A 16,456-nucleotide genomic window follows, 5' to 3' on the forward strand; every position below is an offset into this window, starting at 1 on the left:
TTCCAGATTTATAGTTATTGAACTAACCAGCTAATAATTTATGAAGAAATGTATTTAACCTAAGCTAACAGGCCCTGATTATATGTCACCAGATGCACTCTATACAATCCATTTTTGGTGAAATTTAATATTCATTTAATAAATTATGGAGTTGATACAATTATGCAAGTACCACATAAAACACAGAGGATAGTTCGTTATCATCAACCTAACAGTAAAGTATCTTACGGAATTGTTGAAGGGGATGAAATTATACAATTATCTAGTGATTTTACTGAAATTGTAAAGGATGAGCTAAAATATGATGGAACTAGAGTTAAATATAGTGAAGTTAAGATTTTAGAGCCAGTAATACCCTCAAAAATCATTAATTTTGGTTGGACATATGCTGAACACGCAAATGAGACTGGGGGAAAGGCCAATCTTAAAGAACCGTTTTTGTTTTTAAAACCGACGACTTCTCTTATTCCAGAGCATGGTGAAATTATTCTTCCGCCAAGTGATTTAACGAATCAGGTAGAAATGGAGGGGGAATTGGCACTTGTTATTGGAAAACGTGGCAAAAATATAAAAGAAGAAGAGGCATTAGATTATGTTTTTGGCTGCACAATCTTTAACGATGTGACGGCAAGAGATCTAACAAAAAGTGATCCTCAGTTTACGCGTGGAAAAGGCTTTGATACCTTTGGTCCGTTGGGTCCGTGTATTGTAAAGGGTTTAGATCCAACTAATTTAAGCATTGTTACAAAATTAAACGGGAAAATCGTTCAAGAGGGAAATACTAATCAGATGTCATTTTCGATTCCTTTCCTTATCAGTTGGATTTCAAAGGTTATGACACTTGAGCCGGGTGATATTTTGGCGACAGGCTCCCCTTCTGGAAGTTGTCCAATGAAGTCTGGGGATACTGTAGTGGTTGAAGTAGAGTATATTGGTAAACTGTTTAACTATGTAAAATAGAAACAATAATCTCAATAAACTTATGATGTTTTAATAATTAAAACACCATTGTATGAGTTGGATTTCAAAATTAACTTCAGCCTTTCTTTGTTTATAATGAAATAAATTTTAAACAAAATAAGAAGTGGGGTTTATTAGTACTGACAGCTTTATTTTACTTGTACCTACTATTTTAGCTGCGATAAGGGTTAATGAGCTAATTAGACGAGCACCATTTTAAATGATGGTTATTCAGTAATAGGAAGCGATTGTTGAATTTCAACTAACGGTGCTTTAATAAAAGATACCGTTCAACAGTAAACCCCTCAACCGATTGTGGAAGAGGGGATCTTTGCCTTATTTAAAATAGATGCAACTAAAATTAGTCATCAAATAATTCATTAGCTAAATCCTCGATTTCTTTAGCTAATATATTTTTCCCTTCATAATCGATTGAGATTTGATTACCTTCAAAAATTAACATATCACCAAATGTCGCTTGTTTAGTCAATAATGATTTATGGATATCTTTCATACCATCATCAAACTCAATTACAGCTAAGTCACCTTCGAATTGATTAATAATCCCTCTTTGCATCTACTTTTTGGCCACCTTTACAGTGATTTTTGTTCCAGTTGGTGTAAATACAACATTGCCATTTTTATCAGTTCCATAATCGGGCGCAATTCAATTAAAGGCTGTTAAATAGAATAAGTAACGCTGAAGGTCGTTAATTGAAGGTGATATAATTAAATAAATTTACTTTGATTAAGGAGACTAATGGTTTTGAAAGCAAAAAGTATTAAATTCTACGAATTCGGTAGTCCTAAAGATGTGCTAAAAGTTAAATATAAAGCCATTGAACCACCAAAAGATAATGAAGTTCTTGTACGTATGTTAGCTCGCCCTATAAATCCCTCTGACTTAATACCGATTAGAGGATCGTATGCTCACAGAATTTCTTTACCTAATATTCCGGGTTATGAAGGAGTAGGTATTGTAGAAGAAATAGGTCCTTTAGTATCTAAAAATCTAATTGGTAAACGTGTATTACCTTTACGTGGGGAAGGTACGTGGCAAGAATTCGTTAAAACATCAGTAGAATATGCAGTTTGCATACCTGATACTATTGATGATTTTACGGCAGCGCAGATGTATATAAATCCAATTACAGCATGGGTGGTTTGTACGGAAGTATTAAACTTAAGACCGAATGATGTTTTATTGGTTAATGCGTGCGGATCTGCTATTGGGCATATTTTTGCTCAATTATCAAAGATTTTAGGTTTTCGATTGATTGCAGTGACGAGAAATAATAAATATACAGAAGATTTACTTCATCTCGGCGCTTCTTATGTAATAGATACTTCTAAATTTCCACTCCACGAAACAGTTATGGAATTAACAAATAGAAAGGGTGCAGATGCTGCTATTGATTCCATTGGGGGTTCATCTGGAAGTGACTTGGCTTTTTGTATTCACCCTAATGGGAACTTTTTAACTATTGGTCTTTTATCAGGGGTACAAGTAAACTGGGCCGATATTGTAAATAAAGCCAAAGTGAATGCTAATATATTTCATTTACGGAATTGGAATAAAAATGTTTCAGCAGATAAATGGCAGGAAACTTTTAATCAATTAATAAGGCTATTAGCTGATAAAAAATTACGTTTAATGATGGTAGATTCTCAGTATGACTTATCGGATGTAAAAAAGGCTATTGATGTTGTTGAATCTTCTAAAATAACTAAAGGGAAAGTATTTCTAACAAGTTATTGTATGAATTCTTCTTCAAGTAAAGAGTACTTATTTTAAAGAAGTTTAATTTAAGAATAATCTTCAACAATCGGGCGCGATTCTGTAATAAGAATCAGCGCTCGTTTTCATTGAAGAGCCAGATTGTGGAGTAACACCATTGAAGAAAGTGAGAATTTATAAGTTAATATCTAGAGAGTGTGCTAAGGATTATTCTTAAACTAAAGGAAAGCTTAATTAAACGTTCCAATATCTCAATATCTTGACGTGGTAAAATTATTAGAAAAATCAAATTGTTTTTATCCGTTTTATACCATTTACAACAAAGGATCTTTTTAGGATAGGTTTATTACACTCTTTATTTTTCTTTACGAACTCTGATGATTTAGGAATTTCATTCTTTGGATATTGCATTACTAATAATATTCCTTGTACATTTGCATCTGAGTCCAGTTGGTACAAAAAAAGTTCGAATTTCTAGATTGAGATAATATTTTGTTATTCAATTATAGGGCGCGATTGTGGAATAAATATAATTTTGCTTCTTCAAGTAGTGCTTTAATATAAGATACTGTTTAACAATAAACCCCTCAACCAATAAATTGAGTGGGGATTGTTTATGTTTCTTTAGCTAAAATAAAATTAGACAAATGTGTATTTACGGTATATAATTAAGCTAATAAAATCCATTTTAAGTAAAATATTGAATTTACATGTTACAAAGAGTAATCGTGTTTGTTCGGTACTTTTTGTAATATGTGAATTTTTTTCTTTTAAAAAGCTTATATATTAATAATTATTTGGAGGTCATTTAAATGACACAAGGTACTGTAAAATGGTTTAACGCAGAAAAAGGTTTCGGTTTCATCGAAGTCGAAGGCGGAGCAGACGTATTCGCTCACTTCTCAGCAATCCAAGGCGACGGTTTCAAATCTTTAGACGAAGGTCAAAAAGTTGAATTCGACGTTGAAGAAGGCCAACGTGGACCACAAGCTGCAAATATTGTAAAACTTTAATTTTTAAATAGTGAGTTTTAGAATTATCTAAAAAACTAGAGGAATCCTTCCGAAAAGGTTCCTCTTTTTTATTTAGTTCAACACTCCAAATTTAATCTTAAAATAATTAAAGGTAGCCTTTTTCATTCTTTCTTCAACTAATAGGGCGGACTAGATGAAGAATTATCTTTAGCTCTTATTCAACAAACGGCCATATTGTAGAATAACTACTTTAAGGAATATCAATTTCGAAACTTTTTAGCAGTGTTCAAACTAAAAAAGTTAATCCTTTCTGTTATATTAAGCTAGAAGTCTTATCGACTTTAATGATAGGGTTTAAACGCGAGTAGATTGTATTTCTTTTTTTCGCACATATCTATTATAAAAGTAGCTAATTGTTGAATACCGATATGGATTTTGTTTTCATTTACTTGTGAAATGCTAAGTCGAATTGCTTTCCGTTTGTTTTCGGCTAAGTACGTTCTTGAAGCATTGTCTACATATATATGTTTTTCATGTAGCAGATAAATCAATTTATCGACATCCATATGGGAAGGCAAGAAGATCGTGAGATAAAAACCACTTTTTGGTTTTGTAAATTGTACATAGTTTGGTAAATGCAATGAACAAGCTTCTAATAATATATTCATTTTTTTTATGTACAATTTTTTTACGCTTTCTAAATGATATTGAAACATACCATTTTTTAAATAGATTTCTAATGCTCCTTGTGAAAGTGGCGATGTATTGAAATCAGCGCTAAATTTATTGTGAATAAAGGAAGGAATCATTTTTTCAGGGAGTACAACTGTAGCAATACGTAGTCCAGGCAAAAATACTTTCGAAAAACTCTTAACATAAATGACTCTTTCGTTGGGCCCGTACGCAAACAAAGGGTCTGCTTTTGAATCCGTATCTAATTCTGCTAAGTAATCATCCTCTACAATGTATACATCGTATTTTTCTGCAAGAGCAACGATTTTTTTCTTTTCCTCATTTGTGTAATGATGTCCTAGTGGGTTGTGGCATCTTGGAATGATGTAAAAGAATTTAATATCATTGGTTCGAAACAAATTCTCAAGTCTTTCAAAATCAATCCCTTCCATTGTTAATTCAATTCCTAACGTTGTAATCTGATTTAACTGTAAGGAATCTATCATACCAAAGTATGTAGGTTGCTCAATTAATACATTCTTTTTCCCATTTGGAAACGGCATGACGGACAGAATATGAAGCGCTTGTTGTGATCCAGAAGTAATGACAAGTCGATCAGGTTTCGTGAACACTTGTAAATGTTGTAGATACTTCGCAAGCTCCTTCCGTAAAGAAAAAAGTCCCTGTTGCTCACTATAAGTAAATAATTGTTCTTTATAATGGTCAATCGCCTGATTGATACAATGCTGAAAGTCTTCATAAGGCATGATACGTTTATCTGGACCAGCAGATAAAAAATCAATATCAATTTCATGGTAATTTGATGTTTGATAATAATCAACTACGTAATAGCCACTTTTAGGTTTAGCATAGACAATATGCTGTTTTTCCAATTCGAGTAAAGCCTTAACCACCGTATTTTTACTACATTGAAATTGTTCAGCGAGCAGCCGAATTGATGGTAATTTATCTCCTGTCTTTAACTTCTCATCCTCAATTTGTTGTTTCACCCATTCTAAAATTCCACTATATTTTGTTGCCATATATACTCTCCTTAGTTATCTGTCCTATGACAGATGGGGAATTATCTTGTTTTAAAAAGAGTTGATATTCATTACAATCATGTTTAATTAGCTTAATCCTTTTAATTATAATTATGGGATATTTTTTTATACCTGTGAAGGGGGAATTTAAATGGAAAAGAATATGAAAAGAGGTATGCTATTAGGATTTATTGGCATAGTTTGTTTTAGTCTTACTTTACCAGCTACAAGTATTGCTGTCCCTTATTTTGGTGAGACAATTGTTGGGTTGGGTAGGACAGTTATTGCAGCAATCATCGTAAGCATTCTTTTTATCATAAAAAAGGAATCATTACCTAATAAAAGACAATTTTTAAGCTTAATTATTGTCGCTGTAGGTGCTGTACTTGCTTTTCCGTTATTAACAACTTTTGCAATGAAATCATTGCCTGTATCTCATGGCGCAATAGAACTAGCTTTACTACCACTTGCCACAGCCGGTTTTGCAATGTGGCGTGGTGGTGAGCGACCTTCGAAACGTTATTGGATTGCGAGTATAATTGGTGCTATAACAGTCCTTATGTATGCCATATATTTAGGTTTAGGGGAATTACAAAAAGGAGATATTGCACTAATTGTAGCCGTCATATTACTGGGATTAAGTTATGCAGAAGGTGGAAAACTATCAAAAGAGCTTGGTAGTTGGAAAGTTATTGCTTGGGCTATACTAATTGGCGCTCCGTTTTTTATTATTCCTGTTGGCTTTAGCGTATCAGTTAATATGTTACAGGCTCCTCTCGAGGCTTGGATAAGTTTGTTCTATTTAGGTGTTGTAAGTCAGTTTTTAGCCTATGTTGCATGGTATGGTGGGATGTCATTAGGAGGTATTGCAAGAGTAGGGCAGGTTCAATATTTACAACCCTTTTTAATGATTGGATTTTCTGTATTATTCTTAGGAGAATCGATTACTTGGCTAACGATTGTTTTAGCAATTATCGTTGTGATATGCGTAATAATTGGAAAAAATGTACACGGGATAAAGAAGGAGTCACATTATAAAAATAATGTTTCTTCATGATTGAGTATATGATTTTATTATACTAGTTAATAAAGTGGTAATTATTTAATATTAAAATCTTCTACAATCGAGCCATTTTATGGCGGAAGAGTCTCAAGAGAAATTGAATACTTATAGTAATGCTAGTGTGTAGTGTGGTGTTTGTGCAAGATTGAACTTAACTATAGGGCAGATTACTTGAAGAAACACAATTTCGCATTAGCCAAAAAGGTCTTGATAAACAAGTAATTGAATACTAATATGGGACATCATAAGTTACCTTGGAATCGATAATGAGTTAATATGATATTCCTCATGATGGGGGTAGTACCAGCAAAACGCGAAAAAGCACGTTAGGGGTAGCAGTAGGAGGGAATTAATCACTCCCTCCTTTTAAGGCTAGATTTAAGTGTTATCCACAGTTTTCGACACAATAGAAGAATCATAACAACAATTTTAGAAATCTATTCCTCCAGTCCTTTGCAAGAGCATCAACTGCCAATATTTTTTCAATGGAGGCTTTATCTTGTTTTTGGTGAAAAAGAATTTGTGTAGCAAAAGATACGGATATTTCTTTTGAGTGTTTTTCCAAGAGAGTTATTTCCGAATCAAACATAATAGTTCCCTCTTCCAATACCCGAAAAAAGTAACCAGTTAGAGTCGTTTCAATCACTTTATTTAAAAGTTGTTTTTCCTCGTTATAATTGGAGATAGTAACACAAGGTACCCTTCCTTGTGTTACTTGAAGAATAGTATCCCCTATTTTATATATGTCCCCAATACAAACCTGTTCTTCCGTCATCCCTGTTGCAGTAATATTTTCCCCAAAAGCAGGTAGAATAAGCTTTTTTTGAAATACCTCTTCCCAATAAGAGTAATGCTCGAATGGATAAAAACACACTACACGGTCATGTCCACCGTGAAATTTGTGATTTGCAACATCATCGCCAACAATGATAGACTTTTCCACCTTAAAGGATTCTACAGCCAATTTTCCTATTCCAGAAAATTCCCTCTTATTATTCCAATTGTATTCCTTCGGTTTTCCAACAGCTAAATTAATAATTTTTCGATTCAATTTGAATTTACCCCACTTCTACAGAACTCCAAAATCAATATGCAAATATACATTTTATTATACTAGTGTTACTTGAAAAAATTAACATACTTTATAGAATGTGAAGGAATTGTCTATAACAACAGTGTGTTTTAATTGAAAAAAAGACCATCGATTATGCTGACTTTTCTCGTTATGAAAACGTCCTAGTTCATTTATTTTGTAATGGATTTCTGTTGCTCTACGATTTTTTTTATGGGACGGCAGGATGAATGTGACGACCATATTTAACATGGTAAGGATAAGCATGCTGATAAAGACGGTGTATAGCCCACCAGCCATAGTGTGCTGAATGTAATTGACAGTCTTATCTGGCAAGTTTTCAGTGCATTGGCAATCAGGCTATTGAAATTGCCTTGTAAGGATTCGTCGCTGAAAGGTATTCAACCTCATATACTTGACAATCCCATGGTTAAAGATTGTTCCGAAAACACAGATTCCAATGGTCTGCCCAATTGACTTCATAAAATTGTTTGAAGCTGTGGCCACACCTCACATTTTCCATCCTACTGAAGTTTGGAGAATAACGGTTGTCGGGGTAGCCACATAGCCCATGCCTAGACCAATGATAATCATTACTCCGACAAAATACAATATGGTGACTCCACTGTTTCCATAAAACGTGGCAGGGTTTTATAGCTAAATTTTGCAGTCTCAAACATCATAACCACATAGTCGCTAGCCATCCTTACCGGAATTAGCTAGCTTCATAGTGTGTATTGAAGTTATTAAAACAGATTATTAAGAATAAGTTATATAGTACTCGTCCCTTATAGAAAGGAGGATTACTTATTACGCAAAATTCAGTAATTTGTTTAATGGGGTGCGAAGATTCAAATTCATTGGCAAGATGGTACAAGCATATTTTGAAGTGCATTTCCAAAAGAAAATCCTGAAAATCAGCTTCTAAGCATGATTTTATAGATAAGTTCAATGATTTAGTGCCATTAGCTTCCGCACAAAAAGAAATAATTAACTTTCAGAAAAATGAGGAGGGAATAGTCAAATGTGTGATACAAAGGGAAAGGTTGCTGAAATGACGTCGCCAATGGAATTAGTTTTTAAGGAGTATCCATTAGTGTATCCTGCACCAGGCGCGGTTATTGTGAAAATTATTCAAACGAATATTTGCGGTTCTGAACTACATATTTGGAAGGGACATCATCCCGTGATTCGTAGTGGTGCGTTAGGCCATGAAATGATTGGGGAGATTCATGCGTTAGGAGAAGGCGTTGAAACAGATTTTGCAGGCACACCAGTAAAAGTTGGTGATCGAATTGTAAGTTCTTACTTTTTAACTTGTCGTAAATGTATACCATGTCAGCAAGGGCAATTTAATTTATGTGAAAATGCTTATAAATATTGGCGACTTCCTACAGACCAAGCTCCTCATTTTCATGGCACATTTGGTACGCATTATTATATTCATTCCGATCAATATTTTTATAAAGTACCAGATACAGTATCAAATAGTGTTGCAGCGAGTGCAAACTGTGCATTATCCCAAGTGTATTTTGGGTTAGAGCAGGGCAATGTTGTATCCGGCGAAACAATCCTCATTCAAGGTGCAGGTGGACTTGGTCTGAATGCCATTGCTATTGCGAAGGAAAAACAGCTAAAGGTCATCGTGATGGATGGAGTTGAAAGTCGCTTAGAACAGGCGAGGGCATTTGGGGCAGATGAAGTCATTTTAATGTCGGATTATCCAACTGTTGAAGCACGTGTAGCACATGTGATGCAGCTTACTAACAATCGTGGTGTCGATGTCGCACTTGAAGTAGCCGGTGTCCCACAAGCTTTTGCTGAAGGGGTTGAATACATTCGAGCAGGTGGTCGTTATATTGTCATTGGGAACATTTCGCCAGGACAAACGGTGCCATTTGATCCAGGCTATTTAACGCGTAAAGCCATTCAAATTATTCCAGTGCTACGTTATAACCCATGGTATTTGAAAAAAGCACTCGATTTTTTAGAACGCAATATAGACCGCTATCCATTTGAAACGTTATTAGATGCAAGCTTTAACTTTGAGGATATCAAAAAGGCATTGGATGAATCAGCAGCTCGAACAGTAACACGTGCAACCATTATTCCAACTTGAAAAACACCAATCCATAAAAGGTGGTGATGGTGGATCCAATCTCACACTGCGATTGGTATATAAAGTCTTTAACAATAAAAACAAGAAAATGGGAGGAAATACAATGTGTAATAAAAAAGTATATGTTCTTGATACAGGTACGATGAAAATGGATAAAAATTATATGATTGCGATGCATAATCCAGCAAACATCACAAATCCAAATCCACCATCAGAATTTGTCGAGTTTCCAGTTTATGCAGTACTGATTGACCACCCAGAAGGCAAAATTTTATTCGATACAGGCTGTAACCCAGATGGTATGAAAAAAGATGGGCGTTGGCCAGAGGGCATACAACAATTATTCCCTGCATTCCAAAGTGAAGAATGCTATTTAATTAATCGATTAGAACAATTAAAAGTTCGTCCAGAAGATATTAAATATGTCGTTGCCTCGCATTTACATTTAGATCATGCAGGCTGCTTAGAATTATTTAAAAATGCCGAAATAATCGTGCATGATTCAGAGCTAACAAATGTTATGAAAACATTTGCGATGACGCGAGATATGGGCGCATACATTTGGGGCGATGTCATGGCATGGATTCAAAAGGAATTACGCTGGCGTACAATTAAGGCTCATGAAAAAGAAGTAGATCTTGTAGATGGCATTAAAATTATTAACTTTGGCCCAGGTCATGCGTACGGCATGCTAGGTTTACACATTGAACTTCCAGGGCATGGGAATTTACTACTTGCGTCCGATGCATTGTACACAGCAGAGAGCTATGGTCCACCGGTAAAACCACCAGGCATTTTATATGATTCCGTTGGCTACAACGCTACCGTAGAAAGAATTCGAGACTTTGCTACGCGCAATGATTCTGACATTTGGTTTGGTCATGATGCCGAACAGTTTAAGTCCTTCATTAAATCGACAGAAGGTTATTACGAATAATAAATTTCATACCTCAAGTAGTAGTACTTAGGGTGTCATGTCATCGTCATAACGGAGGGAAGAGTATGCAAAAAATAGGGTCTGTACTAAATGGAGAACAGCGCATCGATCAGCAAGCCAAAATAATGGATGTATTGAATCCATATAATCAAGAGCGCATCGCAACAATCGCGTGCGCCTCAGTTGAAGATGTAAATGAAGCGATTGAAATAGCACAACAAATGTTTGAAACAACAATGAAAAAAATGCCTGCACATGAACGCAGTCGTATTTTGAGAAAAGCTTCTTTGTTATTGGAAGAACGCAGCGAGCAATTCGCTAAAACGATTTCATTAGAGGCTGGAAAACCAATTAATGAAGCAAGAGGCGAAGCAACACGAGCAATTCAAGTATTGCAATTTGCAAGTGAAGAAGCAAAGCGTTTAGCAGGCGAGCAAATTCCAATGGATAGTGCCATTGGAGGTGAACGTCAAATTGGTTTAGCGAAACGCATCCCTTTAGGGGTCATTGCAGCCATTACACCATTTAATTTCCCATTAAATTTAGCATTGCATAAGATTGCGCCTGCTATTGCCGTTGGTAATACTATCGTGTTAAAGCCAGCAGAAAAAACACCGCTATCATCCATTTTACTGTATGACTTATTACAGGATGCTGGACTACCATCAGGCGCGTTAAATATATTACAAGGTCCAGGTACAGAATTAGTTGAACCGTTAGTAAAGCATCCTTTTGTAAAAAAAGTAACATTTACAGGAAATGGAAAAGTAGGCTGGCATATTCATGAACTAGCAGGTAAAAAGCCAGTCACGCTTGAACTTGGGTCCAATGCGCCAAATATTATTTTTGCCGATGCTAACTTAGAGTATGCGGCATCAACAATTGCGATGGCTGGCTACACATTTGCTGGTCAAGCATGTGTGTCTGCACAGCGTGTTTATATCGAAGAGGCTGTATATGAGGAGTTTGCACAATTACTACAGCAAAAAGTTGAAGCATTAATTGTTGGAGATCCAGCTGATGAAAAGACGCAGCTTGGTCCAATGATTACAGAAGAAGCAGCGATTCGTGCCGCGAGTTGGATTGAAGATGCAGTTGCACAAGGCGCAACGATTCGAACAGGCGGTATAAGAGCGGGTACTCTTCTAGAGCCAACGATTTTAGAAAATGTAACAAAGTCCATGCAAGTTGTTTGTATGGAAGTCTTTGCCCCAATGGTAGCATTAATGCCATTTACATCAGAAGAAGAAGTATTAGCAGCTGCCAATGATTCAGGATACGGATTACAGGCTGGCGTATTTACTTCGGATATTAATCGTGCATTGAAATTCGCTGAAGAGTTAGAAACAGGTGGCGTTTGGATTAACGAATCTTCTGTACGACGCTTTGATCATATGCCATATGGCGGTGTGAAGGAAAGTGGTACAGGAAAAGAAGGTATACGCTATGCAATTGAAGGTATGTCAGATTTGAAATTTATTGGCATCAAGCTAATTTAAGGGGGCCATCACTATGAAAATTCGTTCTGCCATTCTACGCTCATCAGGTGTAGAAAAGCCATATGCGCAAAGTAAACCCATCCACATTGAAGAAATTGAGTTGGAAGCACCTCAAGATGGTGAAGTGTTAATTCAGATTAAAGCAGCTAGCCTTTGTCATTCCGATTTGTCTGTAATTAACGGAAATCGCCCACGCCCCTTACCAATGGCACTTGGGCATGAGGCATCAGGCATTGTAAAACAAGTTGGTCCTGGTGTTGTGAATTTTAAGCCAGGCGATAAAGTAATTTGTGTATTTGTACCAAGCTGTGGTCACTGTGTGCCGTGTGCGGAAGGCCGTCCAGCACTATGCGAACCAGGTGCAAAATCTAATGGAGATGGGACACTACTTGGTGGTGGCGTACGCTTACATGCAGGGGATGAAAAAATTGGTCACCATGTCGGTGTATCGGCCTTTTCAGAGTATGCGGTCGTGTCACAAAATTCACTTGTAAAAGTAGCTGAAGACTTACCGTTTGAAAAATTAGCGCTTTTTGGTTGTGCGGTCATTACTGGGGTAGGCGCTGTTGTAAATACAGCGAAAGTACAACTAGGATCCACAGTGGCGGTTGTTGGTTTAGGTGGTATCGGCTTGAGTGCCTTACTTGGAGCAATTGCGACAGGTGCGCGTGAAGTCATTGCCATTGATATTAATGATAAAAAGCTACAACAAGCAAAAGAATTAGGGGCAACAGCTGTCTTTAATTCAAAAGATGCAGATGTTGTGGAGCAAGTGAAAGCTTATGTAAACGGTGGTGTGGATTATGCCTTTGAAACGGCAGGTGTGGTTCCTGCAATGGAAGTTGCTTATGCGATTACAAAGCGCGGTGGTACAACGACAACAACAGGTTTACCACACCCAGAGCATCAATTCTCTTTCCCATATGTGACGTTAACGGCAGAAGAAAAAACATTAAAAGGTTCATATGTAGGAAGTTGTGTACCATTAAGAGATATTCCACATTATTTGCAAATGATGAAATCAGGAAAACTTCCTGTAGATAAATTGTTATCAAACATTATTACATTGGATGAGATTAACGAGGGCTTTGATTTATTAGCAATAGGGGATAATTCACGTATTATTATTAAAATGGATTAATTAATTATTAAACGCCGAAACGGTTAATGAGAAACGTTTCATCGCTTTTGTAGAATCATCACTAATGAAAATACGAACAAGCTCCATAAAATTTGCTTTCCAGTCTACACATTTTTCGGCTTTATGCTATCGATTCGTAGAGAGAATTAATAGCACGCTGGTCTTTTTGATAAAGTAGCGTTTGAAATTCAAGCTCAACAGAGGTGGTTCATCTATTCGCCACTGCTACAGTGCAAAAGAATGGCGAAATATATTCCAATCAAATCCAATGTCGTTGCTATTAGCAAAAGTACGGGTAAGAGAGCATACCAATGTAAACAAAGTTGTAGTAATGGATGCACGTACTCGTGGCTGTGGTATTTCGGATTCCTTATCAGCAAGAGTCATTTAGAATCGAATCAAAGGAAAACAACGTTATTGATTTGAGGAAATTGATCGTCAAAGAATGAAAGCTTCTAGAAGATTAAAAGAGGATTATCCAATGGAAAATCATGATTATGTCTATATTGATGATGGACATTATATCATTCCAACTTCTTATCCAAATACAGTGGACAATATTCCAAACGCTCCTGGTTCATATAAAGTGTTTAATATTGTCATACAAGAAGTGAAAAATAACGAAGTCATTTTCCATTGGGAATCCATTGATTATCCGCAATTTTATGAACTAAGTCATTATATGAATGATCCAGCGGAATGCCCTTCAACAGGGGAGAAATATCTTGATTATGCTCATTTAAATTCAATGTTTATAGATGAAAGAGATCAAAACCTATTCGTGTCATTTCGGCATATTGGCATCATGAAAATTGACAGAAAAACAGGTTACATTATGTGGATGCTTGCAAAAAAGCGCTGCGATATTAATGGGATTGATGAAAAAATGCTTCCGTCGATGCAACACGATGCCCGTTATAACTACGATCATTCGATTACTATATTTGATGATTCAGGAAGTACAACCGATAACGCGAGAGTGATGAGATATTGGATTGATGAGAAAAGTTTAACTGCAACAAAAGTAAAAGAGTATGTTTGCCCATATAGAAAAAGCCAATCACAAGGAAGTGCCACTTTAATCGATGAGGAAAATGAAATATTTGACATTGCTTATGGTGGTGGACATCCTGAAATCTCCTTCCATGAATATTCATTTAAACATAATAAGGAATTATTGTTTGTCAATTTACCTACTCAGGAAACAAGTGTCGTTTACAGGGTATTTAGGGATAATAAGGGGACACAAAAAAGCAAAGTAAAATAGAGAAAGTATGTTTAAACCATTCATGTTAATTAATAATTCTACTTATGGTGGGATAGACAAAAGAAAGAGGATATTCAACAATCGGGCGCTTTAATTTCACCTGTTTCACTTACCTAACCTAAATATAACACTGGTAATATCCATATATATATGGATGATCGAGATAATGATGGTATGGTAGGGGAATAAGCACCTAGAAATACGTTTATAAATATGCTTCGTTCGGTGGGTCAGAAGGGATTATTTAAAATATAGGGGGACTTTGTTAAGTAAACGGGCGCTTTTTGAAATAAGGAAATCGATTTTTCCATTAATAGGTCTAGATAATTGAACAACTCGTTTAAATAAGGCTGGATATACATGGTAAAATATAGATAGATTGTAAAGGATTGAGGAGTGAATGTTAATGGCTAATAAATATTGTCCTATATGTAAAGAGGAAAACGAGTGCATGACGGGTGCTGGTGAACATGGTAACTGTTGGTGTGATACAGAAGAGTTTCCTAATGAAATCTTTGAATTAGTTCCTGTAGAAAGTAGAAGAAAACATTGTATATGTAAAAAATGTTTAAATAAATATAAAGAAGAGCATAAAATATAGAAATGTGAACGAATCAATGAATTCAAGAAATAGAAGAAACGGTACTTCTTTAACGAACTGGGTACGTTTCTTCAATAAAATATCTGCAATAATCATCCGTAATCGGGCGCTTTTCTGTAATAAGAAACAGCACTTATTTTCATTAAAGGCCAGATTACGTAAAATCCCCTTCTAAAATAATAGAATATTTAAAAAATTTTAGAATCCATAAATCTATTTATTCGGTCTCCCATTTTCAAAAAATAAAGATCTAATCTATCTAGGCTTTTCTCTCGCTATCTGTATAGCAAGAATCACAAAAATCGCTAAATTTCATAAAAGGATGTTTCAAATGAATTAAAAACAGCGTGTTGTAATCAATCTTTCAAAACGTACTTTTCTATTTGTATTTTTATAATTGTTTATTAAGTTTCTATTCTAGCTCCAAAGGCAAAAAGGCGTATTCTCCGTACTTTAAAATCTTACATTTACGAACAGGAATAGGATGTTTAAAAATAGGCCCATCTAGTACAGTGGTATGGAACTCTCCACCTTCTCCACAAGGGTCAATCCCACGAGCTTCAAGCTCCTTCACGTATTCATGAGTTAACGTTCGCCCTAAATCGTCCTCTCGCATTCCAAGTGTTAAATTTACAGTTACAATAATCGTTACAAATCCTAAACCTATGAACTCTTCGACAGCTTCATGATGGTTCATTTCCCATAAGGGCATCCCAAGATTTAATCCAGCATACTTTGTAACTTTTTCATGCCAACAGCCATGTGCTGGCATATCTAAGTCTCCAGTTACTAACACTTCTGCTCCTTGATTTTTAACCTTTTCTAAAAGACGTGTAAATACCTTTTCATAATCTGTCCAACTTGCAGCTGCAGTATATACGGGCAAACCTATGGATCTAGCTTGGGCATGTATGAGTTCCGGAGGCATTCCATGGGATCTAGAACGTTTCCCTTCTTCCTCCAGCATGACGATTAGTCCAACCGCTTCTCCAACCATCATTGCTTTATATAGAGCTAAGACACTATCCTTTCCTCCGCTAAAAGAAGCTACAAATTTTTGCCCATGAGCACTATTTTTCCAATCCATTAATTCTGCCATTTATATATTTCCCCTTTATTTTAATGACTAGTATTATTAGCTATAATCATATTTTATATTTAAGTTTCCATAGCTCTATTTGTTTATTTGATTTTATCATGATTGGACTTTACAGATATAGGCTATTATGCATCCTGATTGAAAATACTTGAAATTCTATAAAAAAGACTAGATTGTTGAATAATTATCAACAACAATTGGATATTTCAATTGTCTGGGAATATGAAGTTCAGTCGATTAAGTTGAACAAAATTATCTTTATTTCTTTAAA

15 protein-coding genes are annotated in these 16,456 nt (G+C 35.6%); 11 read left to right on the plus strand and 4 right to left on the minus strand.

What is annotated here, in order from left to right:
- Positions 1 to 162: 162 nt before the first annotated feature.
- Entirely contained in the window at positions 163 to 960 is a 798-nt protein-coding gene (locus tag ACWV26_RS07355) for a fumarylacetoacetate hydrolase family protein (RefSeq protein ID WP_455897696.1), read from the plus strand.
- A 361-nt stretch (positions 961 to 1,321) separates the two neighbouring features.
- On the opposite strand, the gene ACWV26_RS07360 is transcribed toward ACWV26_RS07355, so the two are convergent.
- Positions 1,322 to 1,537 (minus strand): DUF3006 domain-containing protein, encoded by a 216-nt coding sequence (locus ACWV26_RS07360; protein WP_455897697.1) that lies wholly within the window; start codon positions 1,535 to 1,537, stop codon positions 1,322 to 1,324.
- 189 nt (positions 1,538 to 1,726) lie between these two features.
- Between ACWV26_RS07360 and ACWV26_RS07365 the strand changes: the two genes are divergently transcribed.
- Together ACWV26_RS07365 and ACWV26_RS07370 are read left to right on the plus strand one after the other, a co-directional pair.
- Positions 1,727 to 2,755 (plus strand): zinc-dependent alcohol dehydrogenase family protein, encoded by a 1,029-nt coding sequence (locus ACWV26_RS07365; protein ID WP_455897698.1) that lies wholly within the window; start codon positions 1,727 to 1,729, stop codon positions 2,753 to 2,755.
- A 755-nt stretch (positions 2,756 to 3,510) separates the two neighbouring features.
- Positions 3,511 to 3,711 (plus strand): cold-shock protein, encoded by a 201-nt coding sequence (locus ACWV26_RS07370; RefSeq protein ID WP_455897592.1) that lies wholly within the window; start codon positions 3,511 to 3,513, stop codon positions 3,709 to 3,711.
- 302 nt (positions 3,712 to 4,013) lie between these two features.
- Here ACWV26_RS07370 and ACWV26_RS07375 read toward each other — a convergent pair whose 3' ends face one another.
- Positions 4,014 to 5,387, minus strand: a complete 1,374-nt coding sequence (locus ACWV26_RS07375) for an aminotransferase-like domain-containing protein (RefSeq protein WP_455897699.1) — start codon at positions 5,385 to 5,387, stop codon at positions 4,014 to 4,016.
- A gap of 151 nt (positions 5,388 to 5,538) precedes the next feature.
- On the opposite strand from ACWV26_RS07375, the gene ACWV26_RS07380 reads away from it, so the two are divergent.
- Positions 5,539 to 6,444, plus strand: coding sequence for a DMT family transporter (locus tag ACWV26_RS07380; protein ID WP_455897700.1), 906 nt, complete (start codon positions 5,539 to 5,541; stop codon positions 6,442 to 6,444).
- Between the two features lie 421 nt (positions 6,445 to 6,865).
- Here ACWV26_RS07380 and ACWV26_RS07385 read toward each other — a convergent pair whose 3' ends face one another.
- Positions 6,866 to 7,501, minus strand: a complete 636-nt coding sequence (locus ACWV26_RS07385) for an MOSC domain-containing protein (protein WP_455897701.1) — start codon at positions 7,499 to 7,501, stop codon at positions 6,866 to 6,868.
- A 1,045-nt stretch (positions 7,502 to 8,546) separates the two neighbouring features.
- On the opposite strand from ACWV26_RS07385, the gene ACWV26_RS07390 reads away from it, so the two are divergent.
- The 7 genes from ACWV26_RS07390 (at position 8,547) to ACWV26_RS07420 (ending at position 15,086) form a co-directional block, all read left to right on the plus strand.
- The gene (locus tag ACWV26_RS07390; RefSeq protein WP_455897702.1) at positions 8,547 to 9,641 is read left to right on the plus strand and encodes a zinc-binding dehydrogenase; all 1,095 of its coding nucleotides are present in this window, start codon (positions 8,547 to 8,549) and stop codon (positions 9,639 to 9,641) included.
- Between the two features lie 103 nt (positions 9,642 to 9,744).
- Complete coding sequence (gene ahlS / locus ACWV26_RS07395) at positions 9,745 to 10,578, plus strand: AhlS family quorum-quenching N-acyl homoserine lactonase (protein ID WP_455897703.1); 834 nt, start codon at positions 9,745 to 9,747, stop codon at positions 10,576 to 10,578.
- A gap of 65 nt (positions 10,579 to 10,643) precedes the next feature.
- Positions 10,644 to 12,077, plus strand: coding sequence for an aldehyde dehydrogenase family protein (locus tag ACWV26_RS07400; RefSeq protein WP_455897704.1), 1,434 nt, complete (start codon positions 10,644 to 10,646; stop codon positions 12,075 to 12,077).
- Positions 12,078 to 12,090: 13 nt separating this feature from the next.
- Complete coding sequence (locus ACWV26_RS07405) at positions 12,091 to 13,218, plus strand: zinc-dependent alcohol dehydrogenase family protein (RefSeq protein ID WP_455897705.1); 1,128 nt, start codon at positions 12,091 to 12,093, stop codon at positions 13,216 to 13,218.
- A gap of 181 nt (positions 13,219 to 13,399) precedes the next feature.
- Positions 13,400 to 13,609, plus strand: coding sequence for a hypothetical protein (locus tag ACWV26_RS07410; RefSeq protein WP_455897706.1), 210 nt, complete (start codon positions 13,400 to 13,402; stop codon positions 13,607 to 13,609).
- Positions 13,610 to 13,663: 54 nt separating this feature from the next.
- Positions 13,664 to 14,485 (plus strand): aryl-sulfate sulfotransferase, encoded by an 822-nt coding sequence (locus tag ACWV26_RS07415; RefSeq protein ID WP_455897707.1) that lies wholly within the window; start codon positions 13,664 to 13,666, stop codon positions 14,483 to 14,485.
- Between the two features lie 406 nt (positions 14,486 to 14,891).
- Entirely contained in the window at positions 14,892 to 15,086 is a 195-nt protein-coding gene (locus tag ACWV26_RS07420; RefSeq protein WP_455897708.1) for a cysteine-rich CWC family protein, read from the plus strand.
- Between the two features lie 412 nt (positions 15,087 to 15,498).
- On the opposite strand, the gene ACWV26_RS07425 is transcribed toward ACWV26_RS07420, so the two are convergent.
- Entirely contained in the window at positions 15,499 to 16,185 is a 687-nt protein-coding gene (locus ACWV26_RS07425; protein WP_455897709.1) for a Dph6-related ATP pyrophosphatase, read from the minus strand.
- Positions 16,186 to 16,456 lie beyond the last annotated feature (271 nt).

This window comes from Rummeliibacillus sp. JY-2-4R (assembly GCF_053847205.1).